Annotated in this window: 18 protein-coding genes; 16 read left to right on the top strand and 2 right to left on the bottom strand. The window is 73.5% G+C overall.

Annotated elements, in window-relative coordinates:
- The first annotated feature begins 232 nt into the window (after nucleotides 1-232).
- The 11 genes from ACZ6EM_RS23150 (at nucleotide 233) to ACZ6EM_RS23100 (ending at nucleotide 12,589) form a co-directional block, all read left to right on the top strand.
- Nucleotides 233-646 carry an SgcJ/EcaC family oxidoreductase gene (locus ACZ6EM_RS23150; protein WP_401050705.1) on the top strand — a complete coding sequence of 138 codons (414 nt, stop codon included), beginning with the start codon at nucleotides 233-235 and terminating at the stop codon, nucleotides 644-646.
- Nucleotides 647-716: 70 nt separating this feature from the next.
- The gene (locus ACZ6EM_RS23145) at nucleotides 717-1,874 is read left to right on the top strand and encodes an epoxide hydrolase family protein (protein WP_401050703.1); all 1,158 of its coding nucleotides are present in this window, start codon (nucleotides 717-719) and stop codon (nucleotides 1,872-1,874) included.
- Between the two features lie 95 nt (nucleotides 1,875-1,969).
- Complete coding sequence (locus ACZ6EM_RS23140; protein ID WP_401050702.1) at nucleotides 1,970-3,559, top strand: outer membrane protein assembly factor BamB family protein; 1,590 nt, start codon at nucleotides 1,970-1,972, stop codon at nucleotides 3,557-3,559.
- A 675-nt stretch (nucleotides 3,560-4,234) separates the two neighbouring features.
- Nucleotides 4,235-5,518, top strand: coding sequence for a PQQ-dependent sugar dehydrogenase (locus tag ACZ6EM_RS23135; RefSeq protein ID WP_401046092.1), 1,284 nt, complete (start codon nucleotides 4,235-4,237; stop codon nucleotides 5,516-5,518).
- Between the two features lie 36 nt (nucleotides 5,519-5,554).
- A complete protein-coding gene (locus tag ACZ6EM_RS23130) occupies nucleotides 5,555-6,721 on the top strand; it encodes an inositol-3-phosphate synthase (RefSeq protein ID WP_401046093.1) in 1,167 nt (388 codons plus the stop codon).
- Complete coding sequence (locus tag ACZ6EM_RS23125; RefSeq protein ID WP_465773130.1) at nucleotides 6,718-7,620, top strand: SCO3242 family prenyltransferase; 903 nt, start codon at nucleotides 6,718-6,720, stop codon at nucleotides 7,618-7,620. Before ACZ6EM_RS23130 ends, ACZ6EM_RS23125 begins: the two co-directional genes overlap by 4 nt.
- Nucleotides 7,617-8,516, top strand: coding sequence for a sugar phosphate isomerase/epimerase family protein (locus tag ACZ6EM_RS23120; RefSeq protein WP_465773129.1), 900 nt, complete (start codon nucleotides 7,617-7,619; stop codon nucleotides 8,514-8,516). The genes ACZ6EM_RS23125 and ACZ6EM_RS23120 overlap by 4 nt, the downstream gene beginning before the upstream one ends.
- Complete coding sequence (locus tag ACZ6EM_RS23115; RefSeq protein ID WP_401046099.1) at nucleotides 8,513-9,220, top strand: EboA domain-containing protein; 708 nt, start codon at nucleotides 8,513-8,515, stop codon at nucleotides 9,218-9,220. Before ACZ6EM_RS23120 ends, ACZ6EM_RS23115 begins: the two co-directional genes overlap by 4 nt.
- The gene (locus ACZ6EM_RS23110) at nucleotides 9,217-10,077 is read left to right on the top strand and encodes a TatD family hydrolase (protein ID WP_452180650.1); all 861 of its coding nucleotides are present in this window, start codon (nucleotides 9,217-9,219) and stop codon (nucleotides 10,075-10,077) included. Before ACZ6EM_RS23115 ends, ACZ6EM_RS23110 begins: the two co-directional genes overlap by 4 nt.
- Nucleotides 10,074-11,204 (top strand): metabolite traffic protein EboE, encoded by a 1,131-nt coding sequence (gene eboE, locus ACZ6EM_RS23105; RefSeq protein ID WP_452180649.1) that lies wholly within the window; start codon nucleotides 10,074-10,076, stop codon nucleotides 11,202-11,204. Before ACZ6EM_RS23110 ends, eboE begins: the two co-directional genes overlap by 4 nt.
- The gene (locus ACZ6EM_RS23100) at nucleotides 11,201-12,589 is read left to right on the top strand and encodes an alkaline phosphatase family protein (protein WP_465773128.1); all 1,389 of its coding nucleotides are present in this window, start codon (nucleotides 11,201-11,203) and stop codon (nucleotides 12,587-12,589) included. Before eboE ends, ACZ6EM_RS23100 begins: the two co-directional genes overlap by 4 nt.
- 10 nt (nucleotides 12,590-12,599) lie before the next feature.
- On the opposite strand, the gene ACZ6EM_RS23095 is transcribed toward ACZ6EM_RS23100, so the two are convergent.
- Both ACZ6EM_RS23095 and ACZ6EM_RS23090 read right to left on the bottom strand, forming a co-directional pair.
- The gene (locus ACZ6EM_RS23095) at nucleotides 12,600-13,850 is read right to left on the bottom strand and encodes an RNA polymerase sigma factor (protein ID WP_380358210.1); all 1,251 of its coding nucleotides are present in this window, start codon (nucleotides 13,848-13,850) and stop codon (nucleotides 12,600-12,602) included.
- Between the two features lie 4 nt (nucleotides 13,851-13,854).
- Nucleotides 13,855-14,217, bottom strand: coding sequence for a YciI family protein (locus ACZ6EM_RS23090; RefSeq protein ID WP_401046107.1), 363 nt, complete (start codon nucleotides 14,215-14,217; stop codon nucleotides 13,855-13,857).
- Nucleotides 14,218-14,427: 210 nt separating this feature from the next.
- On the opposite strand from ACZ6EM_RS23090, the gene ACZ6EM_RS23085 reads away from it, so the two are divergent.
- The 5 genes from ACZ6EM_RS23085 (at nucleotide 14,428) to ACZ6EM_RS23065 (ending at nucleotide 19,732) form a co-directional block, all read left to right on the top strand.
- Nucleotides 14,428-16,020 (top strand): MFS transporter, encoded by a 1,593-nt coding sequence (locus ACZ6EM_RS23085; protein WP_465773127.1) that lies wholly within the window; start codon nucleotides 14,428-14,430, stop codon nucleotides 16,018-16,020.
- Between the two features lie 143 nt (nucleotides 16,021-16,163).
- The gene (locus ACZ6EM_RS23080; protein WP_452180646.1) at nucleotides 16,164-16,808 is read left to right on the top strand and encodes a dihydrofolate reductase family protein; all 645 of its coding nucleotides are present in this window, start codon (nucleotides 16,164-16,166) and stop codon (nucleotides 16,806-16,808) included.
- A 276-nt stretch (nucleotides 16,809-17,084) separates the two neighbouring features.
- Nucleotides 17,085-18,248 (top strand): acyltransferase family protein, encoded by a 1,164-nt coding sequence (locus tag ACZ6EM_RS23075; protein WP_465773126.1) that lies wholly within the window; start codon nucleotides 17,085-17,087, stop codon nucleotides 18,246-18,248.
- A 30-nt stretch (nucleotides 18,249-18,278) separates the two neighbouring features.
- Nucleotides 18,279-19,511, top strand: a complete 1,233-nt coding sequence (locus ACZ6EM_RS23070) for a cytochrome P450 (RefSeq protein WP_452180645.1) — start codon at nucleotides 18,279-18,281, stop codon at nucleotides 19,509-19,511.
- Between the two features lie 11 nt (nucleotides 19,512-19,522).
- Complete coding sequence (locus tag ACZ6EM_RS23065; protein WP_380358219.1) at nucleotides 19,523-19,732, top strand: ferredoxin; 210 nt, start codon at nucleotides 19,523-19,525, stop codon at nucleotides 19,730-19,732.
- The last annotated feature ends 113 nt before the right edge of the window (nucleotides 19,733-19,845 follow it).

Here is a 19,845-nt window from a genome sequence, read left to right as displayed (position 1 = left end):
TGGGACGGTTGGCCGTCCGGGCCGCGGTCGTTGATCGGCCCTGTCGAGGCTGGCAGCCGGGCGGGGCGCCCGCATCTCCCGGATTGCGGCGCGTCCGGAGCGTGTCCAGGCCACCCGGCCGTCCAACGATCGAGCGCAATCGGGGAGTTGTCGCCCCGTGCGGACCGGTGTGAGGCTGGCCGTCACCCGGCCGCCGTGATCGCGGCCGTGACCACCGGAGAAGGAGAGAGCCATGTCCGCCACTCCCCCGCCCAACTCCCCCGAAGCCGCCGCGCTGCGCGCCGTTCCGGAGCGCATCGTCGCGGCCTGGGCCGCCCAGGACGCCGACGGCTTCGCCGAGGTCTTCACCGAGGACGCGACGCTGATCCTGCCCGGGGACATCTACCTGACGAGTCGTCAGGCGATCCGCGCCTTCATGACCCAGGCCTTCGCCGGCCCGTTCAAGGGAACCCGGGTCACGGGCGAGCCGGTGTCGGTCCGCCCGCTGGCCGCGGACGTGGCCGTGCTGGTCACCCAGGGCGGTGTGCTGGCCCCCGGGGACACCGAGGTGACGGCCGAGCGTGCGATCCGGGCGACCTGGGTGCTGGCCCGACAGGGCTCCGACTGGCGGATCGCCTCGTACCAGAACACCCCCGTCGCCGCCTGAGACCCGGCGGGCCGGTCCCGGCCCGCGCTGCCCGCCCCTCCGATCCGACAGTCCACTGAGAGGACTTGGCATGCGCCCCTTCCGTATCGACGTCCCGCAGGAAGCCCTCGACGACCTGGACCGCCGGCTCGCGGCGACCCGCTGGCCCGGCGAACTGCCGGGCGTGGGCTGGCAGCGCGGGGTTCCGCTCGACTACCTGAAGGAGCTGGCCGAGTACTGGCGCACCGGCTTCGACTGGCGCAAGGCCGAGGAACAGCTCAACGCGTTCCCGCAGTTCCTGACCGAGATCGACGGCGTGGACATCCACTTCCTGCACGTGCGCTCGCCGGAGCCGGATGCCACGCCGTTGATCATCACCCACGGCTGGCCCGGCTCGGTGGTCGAGTTCCTGGACGTGATCGGGCCGTTGACCGACCCGCGGGCGCACGGCGGCGATCCGGCCGACGCGTTCCACGTGGTCATCCCCTCGCTGCCCGGCTACGGCTTCTCCGGCCGCCCCCGGGAGACGGGCTGGGACACCGCCCGGGTCGGCCGGGCCTGGGCCGAGCTGATGCACCGCCTCGACTACGACCGGTACCTCGTCCAGGGCGGCGACTGGGGCATGCCGGTCTCCCTCCAGCTCGGCCTGGCCGATCCGGCGCACGTCGCCGGCGTCCACCTCAACATGCTCGCCACCTTCCCGCCGCAGGACCCGGCCGAGTTCGCGAACCTGGACGGGGCGGACCTGGCCAGGCTGGAGTTCGCCGCGCACTTCGAGCAGGACGGGGCCGGCTGGCGGAAGATCCAGTCCACCCGGCCGCAGACCGTCGGCTACGGCCTGACCGACTCGCCGGTGGGTCAACTCGCCTGGATCGTGGAGAAGTTCAAGGAGTGGACGGCCGCGGAGACGGCGCCGGAGGACGCGGTGTCCCGCGACCGGCTGCTGACCAACGCGGCGATCTACTGGTTCACCGCCTCCGCCGCCTCCAGTGCCCAGCTCTACTACGAGTCCAACCGGCTGGACTCCGACTTCATCCGTACCTGGGCCGGCCCGTGGCCGCTCGCCGCGCCGGTCGGGGTGGCCGTCTTCCCGCAGGACGCCGTCCGGCCGATCCGCCGCTGGGCCGAGCGGATCCTCCCGACCCTCGCCCACTGGTCCGAGTTCGAGCGCGGCGGGCACTTCGCCGCGCTGGAGGAGCCCGAGCTGTTCGTCGGCGACGTCCGGGCGTTCGCGCGCCGGGTGCGCTGACCGCCGTCCATCCCGCGTAGCGGCCGGGGAGCCGGTCCGCCACCTTTCGTCCAGGCCCGGGTCGAGCAACGACACCGAGCGGAAACGGAGTTGAATTGTCCGTCATTCTGAAGACCCGCGGCGCCGGGCGGCGCGGTCGCCGCACCCCGGGCTGGCTGGCGTTCACGGCGCTGGCCGCCGTCTCGCTGGCGATCGCACCCGGCATGGCCGCCCCCGACCCGGCCGCCGCGGGCACCGAGAACGCCCGGGGCGGCTACGACCGCCGGGTCCACCCACAGGACTGGGCCCTGTCCAACGGCGGTCTGACCAACACCAGGAACGTCACCCGGACACCGATCAACTCGCACAACGTCAAGAACCTCAAGGTGAAGTGGCGGCTTCCGCTGGAGGGCGACCCGACCTTCGCCGGCATCATGGCGTCCAATCCGATCGTCGTGGGCGACACGGTCTACCTGATCAGTCTCAACTCCGACGTCACCGCGGTGGACAAGGAGACCGGGAAGGTCCGCTGGAAGCGCGTCTTCAACAGCCCCTCGGTCGGGCCGAACGGCGTGGCCTACGCGCGCGGCCTGCTCTTCGGCACGACGTTCACCGGCGTCTTCGCACTCGACCCGGCGACCGGCCGGACCGTCTGGTCACGGGAGCTGATCGCCTCCGGCGAGGGCGGCATCGACGTCGCTCCCCAGGTGTACGAGGACACCGTGGTGGTCAGCACCGTCCCGAACACCTTCGGCAAGTACGTGCCGGGGGCCATGGGAACCATCTTCGCGCTGGACACCGCCACCGGGAAGCCGCGCTGGAGCTTCAACACGGTCAAGGACGGCGACCTCTGGGGCCACCCGGAGATCAACAGCGGCGGCGGGACCTGGTTCGCGCCGGCCCTCGACGAGCACGGACGGCTGTTCGTCGCCGTCGCCAACCCCGCCCCGCTCCCCGGCACCCCCGAGTACCCCAACGGCAGCAGCCGGCCGGGCCCCAACCTCTACACCAACTGCCTGCTGGCGATGGACAGCAGGACCGGGAAGCTGCTCTGGTACCAGCAGACCGCGCCGCACGACCTGCGGGACTACGACCTCCAGGACCCCCCGATCGTGACCACCGCGACGGTCCGCGGCAAGCCCACGGAGATCGTGGTGGCGGCGGGCAAGATGGGCAAGGTCTACGCCTACCGGGCCGACGACGGAACCCCGCTGTGGACCCTGCCGGTCGGCACCCACCTGAACGACGAGGGCCCGCTGCCGGACACCCCGACCACCGTCCTGCCGGGCATCATCGGCGGGGTGGAGACGCCGATGGCGCTCTCCCGCGGGCGGCTCTTCGTCCCCTGGGTCGACAATCCCGCCAAGCTCGACTCCCGGGGCGGACTGCAACTGCCCGACTACACCGTGGGCCGGGGCGGCCTCACCGCCGCCGACGTGGCGACCGGCAAGGTGCTCTGGCAACGGGACCTGCCGCAGATGGCGCTCGGTGCCGCCACGGTGGCCAACGACGTGGTCTTCACCTCCACCTTCGACGGCCAGGTCTACGGCTTCGACACCACCACCGGCGCGACCCTGTGGACGGCCAGGACACCGGCCGGCATCATCTCCTTCCCGGCCGTGAGCGGCAACCTGCTCCTGGTCGGCGCGGGCGCCCCCGCGTTCTCGACCAACCCGTCGTTCGAGCTCATCGCCTACTCGCTCTGACCCGCCCCCGCGTACCGCCCCGCCCCTGACGACCCGACGGCCACCGGCCCGGCATCCACGCCGCGCCGGTGGCCGTCGTGCGTGCGTCCGCGAAGCATGCTGTGCGCGCTGCCGTTGCGACGGGTCGCGCGACGTCCGGCGGGACGGCACGACGGAAGAACTCCCGAAAATTCTCCCGCTCGATGTCGATCCGCGGCGCCCGGCTCCGTCTACCAAGTGCCGGGCCTGGACCCCGGCCGTCGGGGCTCCGAGCCTCGACACGGTCGCGGTCGCCGGGGACGGAGTGGACGCCCTCCCCGGCGACCGTCGGCTCCGACCGCAGCAGGGAAGGGGGCCCGCCGAAAACTACCGGGAGTGACTGCGAGGCCGGCTGTCCGGACTCCGCTCCCCACCGGGACGGCAACCGCGCGAGGCCCGTCACCGGTATGCCGGAGCGCCCGGGACTTCTCGCGTCGTGCGGTGCCCAGCAGGCCCCACGACCCCGATCCGGACTTCCTTCCACGGCCTTCACATACCGCCTGACCTGCGTATTTCCTGACCGTGCCGGTGAACCCACGGCCGTCGGCGAGCGCCCGGGCGGTTCTTGACCATGCTTCGTGGACGCTGCTACACATCGACCCGTCGCCGACCTCACCGGGGCGGCGGATCTTCTGTGGGCACGACCGTGGAGGAACCGTGGCGCAATCACCCACCGTACTGGCCGACAGGCTGGACTTCCCGACCAGCCTCACCTTCGACGACGCGGGCCGGATATACCTGGCCGAGTCCGGACTGCCCTTCGGGGGCGCCGCCCCCGGCGGCCGGATCTGGCGTCTGGACCCGGGAACCGACACCTCGTCACGCACCCTGATCGCCGACGGCCTGGCCGCCCCGGTGACCGGACTGCTCTGGCACCAGGACCACCTGTACGTCTCCGAGGGCGGGGCCGGCCGGATCGTCCGGATCGGCCCGGACGGGCAGCGGGCCGTCATCGTCGACGGCATGCCGGGGCCCGGCAACTACCACATCGACATGGCCGTGGCCGGCCGGGACGGGAAGCTGTACTTCGCCCAGGGCGCGATGTCCAACCTGGGGATCATCGGGCTGGACGCCTACGAACTCGGCTGGCTGGGACGGCTCCCGCACTCGTACGACATCCCCGGCCTCGACATCGAGCTCACCGGCTTCAACGTGACCACGGACGACCCGCTGGCCGGCCGGCCCGGCGCGCGGACCACCACCGGCGCGTTCGTCCCGTTCGGCACCGCGACCCGTCCCGGGCAGCGGGTACCGGCCGGACTGCCGTGCAGCGCGGCCGTGCTGCGCTGCGACCTCGACGGCGGCAACCTGGAGCTGGTGGCCTGGGGGATGCGCAACGCCTTCGGCCTGGGCTTCCTGCCGGACGGCCGGCTGCTGGCGGTCGACCAGGGCGCCGACGACCGCGGCAGCCGGCCGATCGGCAACGCCCCCGACCTGCTGTTCGAGGTGCGCGAGGGCGCCTGGTACGGCTGGCCGGACTTCATCGGCGGCATCCCGGTGACGGACCCGGCGTTCAAGCCCACCCGCGGCCCGCAGCCGACCTTCCTGCTGGCCAACCACGGCGAACTCCCGCCGCCCGAGCGCCCGGTGCTCGACTTCGAGTCGCACGTCGCGGCCACCAAGTTCGCCGTGGCGCCCCCGCGCTCGCCGCTGGCCGGACAGCTGGTGGTCACGCTGTTCGGGGACGAGGCGCCGATGACCCTGCCGCCGGGCGGCCCCCGGCTCGGGCGCGACCTGCTGCTGGTCGACCCGACCGACTGGTCCACCCGGGGCCTGCCGTCCGGTCCCGAACTGCACCGGCCGATCGACGTCGGCTTCGCGCCGGGCGACGACGCGCTGCTGATCCTGGACTTCGGCGAGTTCGAGATGACCGACCACGGCGTCGAGTCCCGGCGGGGCACCGGCCGGCTCTGGCGCTGGGCGGGCTGGGACCGCGCGTAGGACGTCATCTCCTCCTCACCGAAAGGGAGTCGCACCATGGCAGGCAGGACCGGACTATGGCTGGTCGGCGGCAGGGGGTCGGTGGCCACCACGGCCGTCTGCGGCCTCGCCGCCTTGCGGGCCGGGCTCGTCCCCGCGACCGGCAGCGTCAGCGAGCGGCTCGACCTCGATCCGGGCGTCTTCCCCGGCTGGTCCGAGCTGGTCACCGGCGGCCACGACCTCGTCCCCACCCCGCTGGGCAAGCGGGCGGAGGAACTCGCCGCCGCGGGTGTGCTGCCCGGTCGGCTCCCGGCGGCGGTCGCCGAGGAACTCGCCGCCGCCGACCGGGAGATCCGCCGCGGCCACGACCCGGACGACGACGCCCCGGCCACCCAGGCCGAGGCGGCGGACCGGCTCGCCGCCGACCTCGCGGACTTCCGGCGCTCCCACGGCCTGGAGCGGGTCGTGGTGGTCAACGTCTCCTCCACCGAGCCCCCGCTCCGGCCGCTGCCCGAGCACGCCGACCTGGCCGCCCTCGACCGCGCCCTCGCCCAGGAGGGGCGCCGGGTGCTCGGCCCGGCCGCCCTCTCCGCGTACGCCGCGTTCTCGGCCGGCTGCCCGTACGTCGACTTCACCCCGTCGCCCGGTCTGCGCATCCCGGCGGTCGCCCAACTGGCCGACCGGCACGGCCTGCCGTACGCGGGCTGCGACGGCAAGACCGGCGAGACCCTGCTGCGCAGCGTGCTGGCACCGATGTTCCTCGCCCGCGGGCTGCGGGTGCGGTCCTGGTCGGGGACCAACCTGCTCGGTGGCGGGGATGGCGCCAACCTCGGGGTGGCGGGCCGCGCGCAGGGCAAGCTGGAGTCCAAGACCCGCGGGCTGGCCGCGCTGCTCGGCGGGGAGGTCACCGCGCCGCTGCACATCGACCACGTCCCCGACCTCGGCGAACGCAAGGTCGCCTGGGACCACGTCTCCTTCGAGGGCTTCCTCGGCACCTCGATGAGCCTGCAGCTGAGCTGGGACGGCTACGACTCGGCGCTCGCCGCGCCGCTGGTCCTGGACCTCGCCCGGCTGGTGGCCGGTGCGCACGCGGCCGGGGAGTCCGGGCCGCTCGGCGCGCTGGCCTTCTTCTTCAAGGACCCGCTCGGCAGCGACGAGCACCGGCTCGCCCAGCAGGAACAGGACCTGGTGTCCTGGGTCCGGCGGATCGAGGTGGCCCGATGAGGGTCGCCCTGCGTCCGTGGCTCGACCTGGTCCGGGCACCGGCGGCGCTCACCGTCCTCGGGGACACCGTGGCCGGCGCGGTCGCCGCGGGCCGTCCGCTGCGCGGCCGGCGGCTGGCCCTGCCGCTCGCCTCCGTCGCCCTGTACTGGTCGGGGATGGCGCTGAACGACTGGGCGGACCGGGCGGTCGACGCGCTGGAGCGCCCCGAGCGTCCCGTCCCGTCCGGTCGGATCGCGCCCGGGGCCGCGCTCGCCGCGGCGGCCGGGCTCGGCGCCACCGGGCTGGCCCTGGCCGGTCTCGCGGGCGGGGCCGACGCGCTGCGCATCGCCGTCCCGCTCACCGCGGCGGTGTGGGCGTACGACACCGTGCTGAAGCCGACCCCCGCCGCCCCGCTGGGCATGGCGGCCTGCCGCGGCCTGGACGTCCTGCTCGGCGCCGGATCCGGGCACTGGCGGGCGGCCGGCGTCCCGGCGCTGGCGCTGGCCACCCACACTCTGGGCGTGACCGCGCTGTCCCGCGGCGAGGTCCACGGCGGCCGCTCCACCGATGCCCGGCTGGCGGTGGCCGCCACCGCGGTCACCGCCCTGCTGACCGGCACGGGCCGGGCCGCCTCGGCCCGGCACCGCACGGCCGGGGCGCTCTGCGCGCTGGGGTACGCGGCCGCCACCGGTGCCGCCCAGCTCGCCGCCGGCCCGGCACGCTCCACCGGACGGACCGCGGACGGCACGGCGGGCGGCACGGCGGCGGCGGTCCGGGCCGCGACGGTGGCCGGGATCCACGGCATGGTGCCGCTGCAGGCCGGGCTGGCCGCACGGCTGGGCTCGCTGCCGGCCGCCGCGCTAATGCTGGGCGCCCTTCCGCTGGCCCGCCGGCTGTCCACCCGCAGGAGCCCGACGTGAGCGCGATCGCCGTCGGGTACGGCACCAACGGCTTCGCCAACCACCGGCTCGCCGACGCGATCCGGGTCATCGCCGACCTGGGCTACACCTCGGTCGCCCTCACCCTCGACCACCACCACCTCGATCCCTTCGGCCCGGACCTGGCCCGGGAGACCGACCGGCTGGCGGCGCTGCTCTCCGCCGCGGGCCTGCGCTGCGTGGTCGAGACCGGCGCGCGCTTCCTGCTCGACCCGTACCGCAAGCACCACCCCACGCTGGTGTCCGGGGACGCCGCGCCGAGGATCGACTTCCTGCTCCGCGCCGTCCGGATCGCCGAGTCGCTCGGCGCCGACTGCGTGTCCTTCTGGTCCGGTGTGGGCGAGCCCGGGGTGGACGCACGGACCAACCGCGCACGGCTGGTCGAGCGCCTCGGCCCGGTCCTGGCCGAGGCGCAGCGCCGCGCCGTGCGGCTCGGCCTGGAGCCCGAGCCCGGCATGGTCGTCCAGCACCTCGACCAGGCGCTCGACCTGCGCCGCGAGCTCGGCGAGCCCGGCGCCCTCGGCATCACCCTCGACGTCGGGCACTGCGTGGCCGTGGAGCCGGTGGACGCCGCGCAGTGCGTCCGGCGCGCGGCCGGGCTGCTGGTCAACGTCCAGCTGGACGACATGCTTCCGGGCGTCCACGAGCACCTGGAGTTCGGGCAGGGGCGACTCGATCTCGCCGCGACGCTGGCCGCCCTCGACGGGATCGGCTACACCGGCGTCGCGGCGGTCGAACTGCCCCGGCACAGCCACGCCGCACCGACCACCGCACGAACGGCCCTGGCGGCGATACGCCGGGCCCAGGAGACCGTTTCCGTTCCGCCGGCGCACACGGGTGCGCCGGCGTCGTCCACGATCGGAGACCGCCCATCATGACCGACACCGAGAAACACCGCTGGCTCGAAACCAGCGTCTACGGCGGGAGCCGGCCGGCCCTGCCGCCGGACCCGCAGGAGGACTGGCTGACCTGCGCCGAGCGCCGGGTCCGCGAGTGGCCGGGCACGATCCACCAGGAGTTCCCGCTGGCCGGCCGGATGGTCGGGCGCGGGCCGGTGCGGCCGGACGCCGACCCGCAGGGGCTGGTGCACGGCACGGCCGACGACCGGGCCCGGGCCCGGCTGCTCGCGGTGCTGGCCGGGGCCCTGCCCGGGGCGGTCCTGGCGGCCGAGGTCGAGAAGCTCTACCGGCACGGCGACGCCGCCGAGCGGCGCGGGGTGCTGCGCGCGCTGCCGGACCTGCCGGACGGCGTGCGCCGGCTCGGCCTGGAGCTGGTCGCCGACGGCCTGCGCACCAACGACCCGCGACTGGTCGCGGCGGCGATGGGCCCCTTCGCCGCCCGGCACCTGGAGCAGGACCAGTGGCGCCACGGCGTGCTGAAGTGCCTGTTCACCGAGGTGCCGCTGGGCGCCGTGGCGGAGCTGGTCGCCCGCACCGACGCCGAGCTGCTGCGGATGGCCCGCGACCTGGCCGAGGAACGGCGGGCGGCCGGCCGGGAGATCGGCTCCGACCTGCGCGTGCTGCTCGGCATGAGCGTCCTGCTGGCCCTCGTCCCGCCGCGACCGCAGGAGGCCTGGTCATGAGGATCTTCGACCCGCACATCCACATGACCTCGCGCACCACCGACGACTACCGGGCCATGCGGACGGCCGGTGTCCGGGCGGTGGTCGAGCCGGCCTTCTGGCTCGGCCAGCCCCGTACCAACCCGGGGTCCTTCACCGACTACTTCGACGGCCTGCTCGGCTGGGAGCGGTTCCGGGCCTCCCGGTTCGGGATCAGCCACAACTGCGCGCTCGCCCTGAACCCCAAGGAGGCCAACGACCCCCGCTGCGTCGAGGTGCTGGACGTCCTGCCGCGCTACCTCGGCAAGGACGGCGTGGTCGCGGTCGGCGAGATCGGCTACGACTCGATGACCAGGGCCGAGGACGAGGCCTTCGCCCGTCAGCTGGAGCTGGCCGTCGACCACGGACTGCCGGTCCTGGTCCACACCCCGCACCGGGACAAGCACGCCGGCACCCGCCGCACCCTGGACGTGGTCCGCGAGTCCGGCATCGCCCCGGGCGCCGTCCTGGTGGACCACCTCAACGAGGTCACGGTGGCGACGGTCGCCGACTCCGGCTGCTGGATGGGCTTCTCGATCTACCCGGACACCAAGATGGACGAGCACCGGATGGTCGCCGTCCTGCAGGAGTACGGAACCCACCGGATCCTCGTCAACTCGGCCGCCGACTGGGGGAATTCGGACCCCCTCAAGACGCACAAGGTGGGCCGGGCCATGCTGGCGGCCGGCTTCACCGCGGCGGACGTGGACACCGTGCTCTGGCGCAACCCCGTCGAGTTCTACGGCCGCAGCGGGCGGCTGGTCCTCGACGAGGGGCTCCAGGACGACGCCGACGGCGCCTCCTTCGCGGGCAACTCGGTGCTCCGGGGCGGATCGTGAACCGGCTCTGCTACTCCACCAACGTCCATCCGGCCGAGGACCTGCCCGGCATCCTCCGGCAGCTCGACACCTGCGCAGTTCCGATCCGCGAGCGCACCGGCTTCGACCGGCTCGGGCTGGGCCTGTGGCTGGCCGCCGACGCCGCCTCCGCACTGGCCGCCGACCCGTCCCTGCTCCGCCGGCTGCGGGTCGAACTGGACGCCCGGGACCTGTCCGTGCTCGCCCTGAACGCCTTCCCCTACGGCGGCTTCCACCAGCGGGTGGTCAAGCACGCGGTGTACCGGCCGGACTGGACCGAACCCGCCCGCGCCGCCTACACCGCCGACTGCGCCACCGTGCTGGCCGGCCTGCTGCCCGACGACGCCGACGGCGGCAGCATCTCCACGCTGCCGCTGGCCTGGCGCAGTCCGTGGTCCCCCGCCGCGGACCGGGCCGCCGAGCAGGCGCTGCGCCGGACGGCGGCGGCGCTGCGCACGGTCTCGGCCCGGGCGGGCCGGCCGATCCGGCTCGCCGTCGAGCCGGAACCGGGCTGCGTGCTGGACACCGTCGAGGACGCCGTCGGCTGGCTCGCCACCCGCGCGGACCTCGAATTCGTCGGCCTCTGCCTGGACACCTGTCACCTGGCGGTCTCCTTCGCCGACCCGGAGCGGACGGTGGCCGCCGTCGAACGGGCCGGCCTGCGGGTGGTCAGGATCCAGGCCTCGGCCGCCCTGCACGTGGACGACCCGAACGACCCGGCGGCCCGCCGGCTGCTCGCCGACCATGCCGAACCCCGCTACCTCCACCAGGTGCGGGAGTCGGACGGCGCCGGCCGGGTGCTCACGGCCGACGACCTGCCGGAGGCGCTGGAGCGGCTGCCCGGCCGGTGGCCCTGGCGGGTGCACTTCCACGTGCCGCTGCACGCCCCGCCCCCCGCGCCGCTGCGCGCCACCACCGATGTGCTCCGCCGGGCGGTGGCGGCCGTGCGGGAGCGGACGGTGATCGAGGTCGAGACCTACACCTGGCCGGTGCTGCCCGGGCGACCGGCCGGTGCCCCGGACGACGCCCCCGTGGACATCCCGGCCGGGATAGCCGCCGAACTCACCTGGGCCGAGCGCGAACTGATCAGCGAAAGGGTGGACGGTTGAAACCCGTGGTCCTGCTGGACGTGGTCGGCCTGACCCCGCGCCTGCTGCCGTACATGCCCAACCTCACCCGGCTCGCCGAGCGCGGCGGGTCCGCCCCGCTGCGCACGGTGCTGCCCGCCGTCACCTGCAGCGTGCAGTCCACGCTGCTCACCGGCCGCCTGCCCGCCGAGCACGGCGTCGTCGGCAACGGCTGGTACTTCCGCGAGCTCGGGGAGATCCACCTCTGGCGCCAGCACAACCGGCTGGTCCGGGCACCGAAGGTGTGGGACACCGCACGCTCCCGGCATCCCGGCTACCGGGTCGCCAACGTCTGCTGGTGGTACGCCATGGGCGCCACCACCGACCTGCTGGTCACGCCGCGCCCGGTCTACCACGCCGACGGCCGCAAGTCGCCCGACTGCTACACCCGGCCGGCGGCGCTGCGCGACGAACTCACCGCCGAGCTGGGGCCCTTCCCGCTCTTCCAGTACTGGGGCCCGACGGCCGGGATCGCCTCCAGCCGCTGGATCGTCTCGGCGGCCCGCCGGATCCTCGCCGCCGAGCGGCCCGACCTGCTGCTGGTCTACGTCCCGCACCTGGACTACGACCTCCAGCGCTTCGGGCCCGACGCGCCGCAGGCCGTGGCCGCGGCCCGGGCGGTGGACGCCGAGCTGGCACCGCTGCTGGAGCAGGCGGAGCAGTCCGGCGCGACCGTGGTCGCGCTCGGCGAGTACGGCATCACCCCGGTGCGGCGCCCGGTGGACATCAACCGCGAACTGCGCCGGGAGGGCCTGCTGGAGGTGTACACCCAGGCCGGGATGGAGTACCTGGACCCGTGGGCCTCGCGGGCCTTCGCCGTCGCCGACCACCAGATCGCCCACGTGTACGTCCCCGACGAGGCGGACCTGCCCAAGGTGCGCGACCAGTTGCTCCGGCTGCCCGGCGTGGCCGAGGTGCTGGACCGCGCGGACCAGGCCCGCCACGGCCTCGACCACCCCCGGTCCGGCGAACTGGTGGCGGTGGCCGACCCCGACGCCTGGTTCACCTACTACTACTGGCTGGACGACACGCGGGCCCCCGACTTCGCGCGGTCCGTCGAGATCCACCGCAAGCCCGGCTACGACCCGGCCGAGCTGTTCTTCGACCCGGCGGACCCGCTGGCCAGGGCCCGGGCCGCGCTCGGCCTGGCCCGCAAGAAGCTCGGCCTGCGCCACACCATGAACGTGGTTCCGCTGGACCCCTCCTGGGTCCGCGGTTCGCACGGCCGCCTGCCGGACTCGCCCGCCGACGGCCCGGTGCTGATCTGCTCCGACCCGGCCTGGCGGCCCGTCCTCGACGCGGCCGGCGCGATCGGCGCCACCGACGTCCCCGAGCTGCTGCTGGGACTCCAGGGCCTGGGCCATTGACGCGCGGCCGTCACCGGTCGTTCAGTGCTTCGGCCCGGGACTCCAGGTAGCGGCGCTCGGGGATGCTGCCGGTGCGCCGGGCGGCCTCCCGGAAGCTGTTCCGGGCGGCCTCCCGGTCACCGCTCATCTCCAGCAGGTGGGCGCGGACCGCGGCGAGCCGGTGGTGGTCCGCGAGCCGGCCGTCGGACTCCAGGGCCGCGAGCAGTTCGAGCCCGGCCGCCGGGCCGAGGGCCATCGCGCGCGCGACCGCGTGGTTGAGCGTCACCATCGGGCCGGGGGCCATCTGCTCCAGCACCTCGTAGAGGGCCATGATCTGCGGCCAGTCGGTGTCCTCGGCGTGCGCGGCCTCGCCGTGCACGGCCGCGATGGCCGCCTGCACCTGGTACGGCCCCGCCACCATCCGGGGGAGGGTCTCGGCTATCAGCGCCAGCCCCTCCTTGAGCGCGGACTGGTCCCAGGCCGAGCGGTCCTGCTCGGCGAGCGGGACGAGGCTGCCGTCGGGCCTGGTGCGGGCCGGCCGGCGGGCGTCGGTCAGCAGCATCAGGGCCAGCAGACCCGCGACCTCGCCCTCCTCGGGCAGCAGCCGGTGCAGCTCACGGGTGAGGCGGATGGCCTCGCGCGCCAGCTCGGGCTGCAGCAGGTCGGGACCGCTGGTGGTGGTGTAGCCCTCGTTGAAGATCAGGTAGAGCACCTGGAGCACGACCGCCAGCCGTTCCTTGCGCTCGCTCTGCGGAGGCATCCGGAACGACGACCCGGTGGACTTGATCCGCTGCTTGGCCCGGCTGATCCGCTGGGCCATGGTCGCCTCGGGGACCAGGAAGGCGTGCGCGATCTGCACGGTGGTGAGACCGCCGACGGCGCGGAGGGTGAGCGCGACCTGCGAGCCGGGGGTGAGCGAGGGGTGGCAGCACAGGAACAGGAGGGTGAGCATGTCGTCCTGCTCGGCCGCCTTCGGCTCCTCGCCGGGACCCGGCGTCACCGTCTCGTCGGCCGGGGTGAGCGCGGCGGCGGTGGCCTCGCGGCGCTGGCGGGCCTGCTCGCTGCGCAGCCCGTCGATCACCCGGCGGGCGGCCACGGTGATCAGCCAGGCCCGGGGGTTGCCGGGGACCCCCTGTTCGGGCCACTGGACGGCGGCGGCCAGCAGGGCGTCCTGAACGGCGTCCTCGCAGGCGTCGAAGTGCCCGTAGCGGCGGACGACCGCGCCGAGGACCTGCGGTGCGAGCGATCGGAGCAGGTCCTCGACCCGGACGTCACGGTTCATCGGCTCAGCTCTCCGTATCGGCTTCGAAAACGACCTGGCGCACCTCGACGCCGGTGTACCGGGCGTCGGGGATCAGGCCGGCCAATTCGATCGCGCGTTCCTTGGACGCGCACTCGACCAGGTAGTACCCGGCCAGGAACTCCTCGGCGGCCAGGTAGGGGCCGTCGGTGATCGCGGGCAGCCCGTCCCGGACCCGGACCGTGGAGCTGCCGGACGGATCGGCGAGGGCCTGGGTCACCACCATCTCACCGGAGTCGAGGATGTTCTGCTGGAACGTGGCGTGCCCGGAGAAGACCTCGTTGCGCTCTCTCTCGGACAAGCCGTCCCAGACTACCGGGTTCATGTGGATCAGCAGCATGTACTTCATCTCATCATTCCTTGGTCCCTTGCACGGTCGACTGGTGCTCTGCACTTGAGACGTCGCCGCCGAAGACCCTCCCTCGACATCCAAGCCCAGATCACGGCCCTTCGCGCGGGTTTCCGCCGCAGACGTCGAGACCGTGTCGCCGGGTCCGACGTTCCGGGTGTGACGGCACCCCCGGGTGCCACCTGCCCGAGAATCCGGAAGGACCCCGTGATGAGCGACACCACACCCCCCAGCGCGCCCGCGCCCCGGGCCGGACGGCGGGAGTGGATCGGGCTGGCCGTCCTCGCCCTGCCCGCCCTGCTGGTCTCGATCGACGTCTTCGTGATGCTGCTGGCCCTGCCCAGCCTCGCGGACTCCCTCCATGCCGGCAGCGTGCAGCAGTTGTGGATCACCGACATCTACTCGTTCATGCTCGCCGGCCTGCTCGTCACCATGGGATCGCTCGGCGACCGCATCGGCCGGCGCAGACTGCTGCTGATCGGCGCCGCCGCGTTCGGCCTCGCCTCCGTCGCCGCCGCCTACGCCGTCAACCCCGCCATGCTGATCACGGCGCGCGCCCTGCTCGGCGTCGCCGGCGCCACCCTCGCGCCGAGCACCCTCTCCCTGATCACCGCCATGTTCCAGGACGCCCGGCAGCGCGGCGCCGCCTTCGGCATCTGGGGCGCGTGCTTCTCGGCCGGCGCCGTCGCCGGCCCGATCATCGGCGGCACCATGCTCGCCCACTTCTGGTGGGGCTCGGCCTTCCTGATCGGCGTCCCCGCGATGGTGCTGCTGCTCGTGCTCGGCCCGGTGCTCCTGCCCGAGTTCCGCGACCCCGACGCCGGGCGCCCGGACCTGATCAGCGTGCTGGAGTCGCTGGCCGCCGTCCTGCCCGCCATCTGGGGCCTGAAGGAGATCGCCAAGGACGGGTGGCAGCCCCTGTCGATCGCGGCCGTCCTGGCCGGCCTCGGCTTCGGGATCCTCTTCGTCCACCGCCAGCACCACCTGACGCATCCGCTGCTCGACCTGGGCCTGTTCCGGCACCGCGCCTTCACGGCCGCGCTGCTCAGCCTGTTCCTCGGCACCATGCTCACCGGCGCGGTGATGTTCTTCGTCACCCAGGCCCTGCAACTGCTGTACGGACGCGACCCGTTGCACGCGGGCCTGTGGATGCTGCCGGCGATCGTCGCCAACACGGTCGGCTTCACCCTGTCCCCCAGGCTCGGTCAGCGCTTCCGTCCGGCGTACCTCATCGGCGGCGGACTGGTCCTGGCCACGATCGGCATGGCGGTGATCACCGGGGCCGAGCCCGGCTCCAGCCCCGCCGTGCTGATCGCCGGCTTCGCCGTGGTCTTCCTCGGCTCCGGCCCGATGGTCACCCTCGGCATGGGCCTGGTCATGGGCTCCGCCCCGGTCGAGAAGGCCGGCTCCGCGGCCGCACTCAACGAGACCAGCGGCCAACTCGGCTTCGCCCTCGGCATCGCGGCCCTCGGCAGCGTCGGCGCCGCCGTCTACCGCGGCGCGCTGCGCCTTCCCGAGGGCCTGCCCGACGGGGCGGTCCGGGCCGCGGGGGACTCCCTCACGGGCGCGCAGGAGGCCGCCCGTTCCCTGTCCGGCGAGGTCGCCGACGCCCTGCTGACGCCCGCCCGGGCCGCCTTCGCCGTCGAGCTCCACACCGTGGTCACCGTCGCCGGCGTCCTGCTGCTCGTCACCGCCGCCCTGGTGACCGCCCTGCTCCGCCACCTGCCGCCCACCGGCCGGCCGTCGGACGAGGCCGCCGCCGGGCCCACCGGGGGCTCCGGCACCGTCCCCGCGGCGGGCTGATCGCGTCCGTCCCACCCGCCCGACGGGGCGGTCACTCGTACGGCGTACCTCCCCGTGCCCTGCCGACGACGCGGTCGTTGTGGGCGCGGGCGCCCGGTCCTGACGGGCGGCCCGGATCGCCCACGAGGAAAGGTGTGGACCGTATGTCGCAGTTGGTGTCGGTGCAGTGCTTCAATCTGTCGCGCGACGGCTTCGGAGCCGGCGAGGGACAGTCCCTGGAACGGCCGTTCGGCCACGCGGACCCCTCCCCCTTCTTCTCCTGGGCGGGAGCCACCGCGAGTTGGGTGAACCGCGCCGACCCCGGCGGCACCCGCGGCCTGGACGACTACCTGACCCGCGACCACGCCCGCCCGCCGGGCGCGGTGATCATGGGGCGCAACAAGTTCGGCCCCCAGCGCGGCCCCTGGGAGAACCACGAGTGGCAGGGGTGGTGGGGCGCCAACCCGCCGTTCCACGCTCCGGTCTTCGTGCTCACCCACTACGAGCGCCCGTCCTTCACGCTGTCCGACACCACCTTCCACTTCCTCAACGCGACGCCGGAGGAGGCGCTGAAGCACGCGAAGGAGGCCGCCGGGGACCGGAACGTGCGCATCAGCGGCGGGGTGACCACCGTCCGCGAGTTCATCGACGCCGACCTGGTCGACACCATGCACTTCGCCGTCGCACCGGTCGACCTCGGCCGGGGGGAACGGCTCTGGAAGAGCCACACCGAGCTGCTCGACCGCTTCCACCTCGACACGGTACCCAGCCCGAGCGGGGTGACCCACCTCCTGTTCTGGCGGCGGTGACCACCGGCGCGTACGACCGCGCCCTCCCGTCGTGACCACCGCTCGTCCGTGGCCGGGGCCTTCGCCCCGGCCACGGTCGTGCCGGCGCCCGGGCCGTCGCCGACCGGCGATCAAGGGCAGCACGTTGGAAGAAATCATGATGTCGAATCGCCTCCCCCGGTTACGACTAACACGCGAGTAGCGCCGCGCGCCCACCGAAGACCGGGTGGTGCCGCCCCGGCGTTCCGCCTCGGAGAAAAGGGGTTGCCCATGAATTCGCCACTACCGGCGAGAACGGTGACACTGCCGTCACTGGAAGGCCTCCGGGCCGTCGCCGTCGTCTTCGTCTTCGCCAGCCACGCGCTCGTCCTCGGGGCCTTCAAGGACCCGAACGCCCTCTCCGTCTTCAGCACCCTGACGGGCGACGGACGCATCGGGTTCCTCGCGGTGTCGTTCTTCTTCGTCCTCAGCGGCTTCGTCCTCACCTGGTCGGCCAAGCCCGGTCAGACCGCGACCGGCTTCTGGCGGCGCAGGGTGGTGCGCATAGGCCCCTCCCACGTCCTGATCGCGTTCGTCGCCCTGAGCCAGTTCGCCGCCGCGGGCGAGACGATCAGATGGGGACCGGCCCTCGCCAACCTCTTCCTGGTCCAGAACTGGTGGCCCTCCCAGGACCTGATCATGTACCAGTTCAACGGCGCGACCTGGACGCTCGCGGTGGAGATGCTCTGCTACGCGATGTTCCCGCTGCTGGTCCGGTTCGTCCGCCGGCTCGGCAACCGGGCGCTGTGGTCCTGGATCATCGGCCTCGGCGCGACCGCCGTCCTGCTCCCGGCGATCAGCTACCCGCTGCTGTCGGGGTACCCGCCGAGCCAGTTCTACCCCGCGGGGTCCTGGCCCCAGCTGTGGGCGCTGTACTTCTTCCCGCCCGTGCGGTGCATCGACTTCGTGATCGGCATGTTCCTCGCCCGGATCATCGCCTCCGGAAGCTGGCCGAGGATCCGGATCCTGCCGGCCGCCCTGCTCAACCTCGCCGTCTTCCTGCTGCTGTTCCACCTGCCCATCCCCTTCGGGATCGCGGCGCTCTACCCCGTCCCGGCCGCGCTGCTGATCGGCGCGCTCGCCGTCCGGGACCTGTCCGGCCGGCGCACGGTCCTCAGCGCGCCCTTCATGGTGCGGCTCGGGGAACTGTCCTTCGCCTTCTACATCATCCACATCACCGTGATGTTCGCGGTGCACGCGGCGTTCGCGGGCGATCTGGTGGGCTACGCCCACGCGTACACCCCGACGGCGTTCAGCACGCCCGTCGCCATCGCGTTCGTCGTCGCCCTCTACGCCCTCTGCGTCGCACTGGCCTGGGTCCTGCACAAGACCGTCGAGATGCCGGCCATGCGCCGCTGGAGCCGCCCGGCGGCGCAGCGTGCTCCCAAACGTCCGAACCCGGAGCCCCAGCCACAGACCTGAGCACCCCTCGCACGACGATCGGAGACAGCCATGGCCGAAGCCACCGACCCGACCGACCACTCCGACCACTCCGACCACTCCGACCACCCGTCCTACCCGATGCCCCGGACGTGCCCGTACACGCTGCCGGACGGCTACCAGGAGCTCCTCGACCGACCGACCCTCGGCAAGGTCCGGCTGCCCAGCGGCAAGCTCGCCTGGGCCACGGCCCGCTACGAGGACGTCAAGGCGATGCTGGGCGACAACCGGTTCAGCTCCGACCTGCGCCGCCCGGGCTACCCGCTGATGATGGACCACCAGGTCCCCGCGCCCGAGTTCTCCACCTCGCTGGTCGGGATGGATCCCCCCGAACACACCCTGGCCCGGCGCGCGGTGGCAGCGGACTTCACCCCCCGCAGCATCAACCGCCTGCGGCCCCGGATCCAGGAGATCACCGACGAGTACGTCGACCGGCTGCTGGCCGGCCCCCGTACCGTCGACCTGATCGACGCGTTCGCCAACCCGGTTCCGCTGCTGGTGATCTGCGAGCTGCTCGGCGTCCCGTTCGCCGACCGCGAGTTCTTCCTGCGGACCTCCTTCACGGTGATGAACGCCACCACCCCCGAGGCCGGCGCGGTGGCGACCGCGGAACTCATGGGCTACATGGACGGGATGGTGACCGACAAGGAGCGGACCCCGACCGACGACCTGATCGGCCGGCTGGCGGCGCGGCGCGGCGAGCCGGGCGTCCCCGACCACCGCGACCTCGTCGGGATGGCCTTCATGCTGCTGATGGCCGGCCACGAGACCATCGCGAACGTCATCGGTCTGGGGGCCATGCTGCTCCTCGAACGGCCGGTGCTGCGCAAGGCGCTGGCCGCCGACCCGTCGCGTTGGCCGGCGACGATCGACGAGCTGGTGCGCTACTTCACCATCGCGGAGATCGCCAACTCCCGGGTGGCCCTGGAGGACGTCGAGATCGGCGGGGTCCGGATCGCGGCCGGCGAGGGCGTGCTCGGTCTGACGGTGGGAGCCAACCGGGACCCGCTGCGCTTCGCGGACCCGGACGTCTTCGACCCCGACCGCGTCGAACGCAGTCTGGCGTTCGGCTTCGGCGCGCACCAGTGCATCGGTCAGCACCTGGCCAGGACCGAGCTGGAGGTCGTCCTGACGACCCTGTTCGAGCGCATCCCCGAGCTGCGGCTCGCCGAGCCCGTCGAAGCGCTGCGGTTCAAGGAGGAGCACGTCAACTACGGCCTGCACGCGTTGCCGGTCACCTGGTGAGGGGGAACTCCATGCGGATCCGTACCAACCCCGACAGCTGCATCGGCGCGGGCCGGTGCTACCTGGCGGCGCCCGACCTGTTCGACCAGGACGACCGTGACGGGACGGTCGTGGTGCTGGCCGACCGGGTTGCGGGGGCCCAACTGGCGGGCGCCCGGACGGCGGTCGAGGAGTGCCCGACGCGCACGCTGTCCCTGACCGAGGAATCGGACGTGCCCTGAGGAACGGACGGGGCCGGGCGGGCAGGTCACCGACCCCCGTTTCCGCCCCCCCGCCTGAAGGCGACCCCCGCCCAAACAGCCAACAGAAAAAAAAAGGCAGAAAAACACACATC

The sequence above is a fragment of the Kitasatospora sp. NPDC041917 genome (assembly GCF_055589745.1).
The sequence above is the reverse complement of the archived record's forward strand: the minus strand, read 5'-3'. Positions and strand labels throughout refer to the sequence as shown.

Excerpts from the sequence above, each read along its gene's own strand:
- ACZ6EM_RS23085 (WP_465773127.1), top strand. The coding sequence starts at position 14,428 with ATGAGCGACACCACACCCCCCAGCGCGCCCGCGCCCCGGGCCGGACGG.
- ACZ6EM_RS23110 (WP_452180650.1), top strand. The coding sequence starts at position 9,217 with ATGAGGATCTTCGACCCGCACATCCACATGACCTCGCGCACCACCGAC.
- ACZ6EM_RS23150 (WP_401050705.1), top strand. The coding sequence starts at position 233 with ATGTCCGCCACTCCCCCGCCCAACTCCCCCGAAGCCGCCGCGCTGCGC.
- ACZ6EM_RS23070 (WP_452180645.1), top strand. The coding sequence starts at position 18,279 with ATGGCCGAAGCCACCGACCCGACCGACCACTCCGACCACTCCGACCAC.
- ACZ6EM_RS23125 (WP_465773130.1), top strand. The coding sequence starts at position 6,718 with ATGAGGGTCGCCCTGCGTCCGTGGCTCGACCTGGTCCGGGCACCGGCG.
- ACZ6EM_RS23065 (WP_380358219.1), top strand. The coding sequence starts at position 19,523 with ATGCGGATCCGTACCAACCCCGACAGCTGCATCGGCGCGGGCCGGTGC.
- ACZ6EM_RS23090 (WP_401046107.1), bottom strand. The coding sequence starts at position 14,217 with ATGAAGTACATGCTGCTGATCCACATGAACCCGGTAGTCTGGGACGGC.
- ACZ6EM_RS23115 (WP_401046099.1), top strand. The coding sequence starts at position 8,513 with ATGACCGACACCGAGAAACACCGCTGGCTCGAAACCAGCGTCTACGGC.
- ACZ6EM_RS23145 (WP_401050703.1), top strand. The coding sequence starts at position 717 with ATGCGCCCCTTCCGTATCGACGTCCCGCAGGAAGCCCTCGACGACCTG.
- ACZ6EM_RS23130 (WP_401046093.1), top strand. The coding sequence starts at position 5,555 with ATGGCAGGCAGGACCGGACTATGGCTGGTCGGCGGCAGGGGGTCGGTG.
- ACZ6EM_RS23080 (WP_452180646.1), top strand. The coding sequence starts at position 16,164 with ATGTCGCAGTTGGTGTCGGTGCAGTGCTTCAATCTGTCGCGCGACGGC.
- ACZ6EM_RS23095 (WP_380358210.1), bottom strand. The coding sequence starts at position 13,850 with ATGAACCGTGACGTCCGGGTCGAGGACCTGCTCCGATCGCTCGCACCG.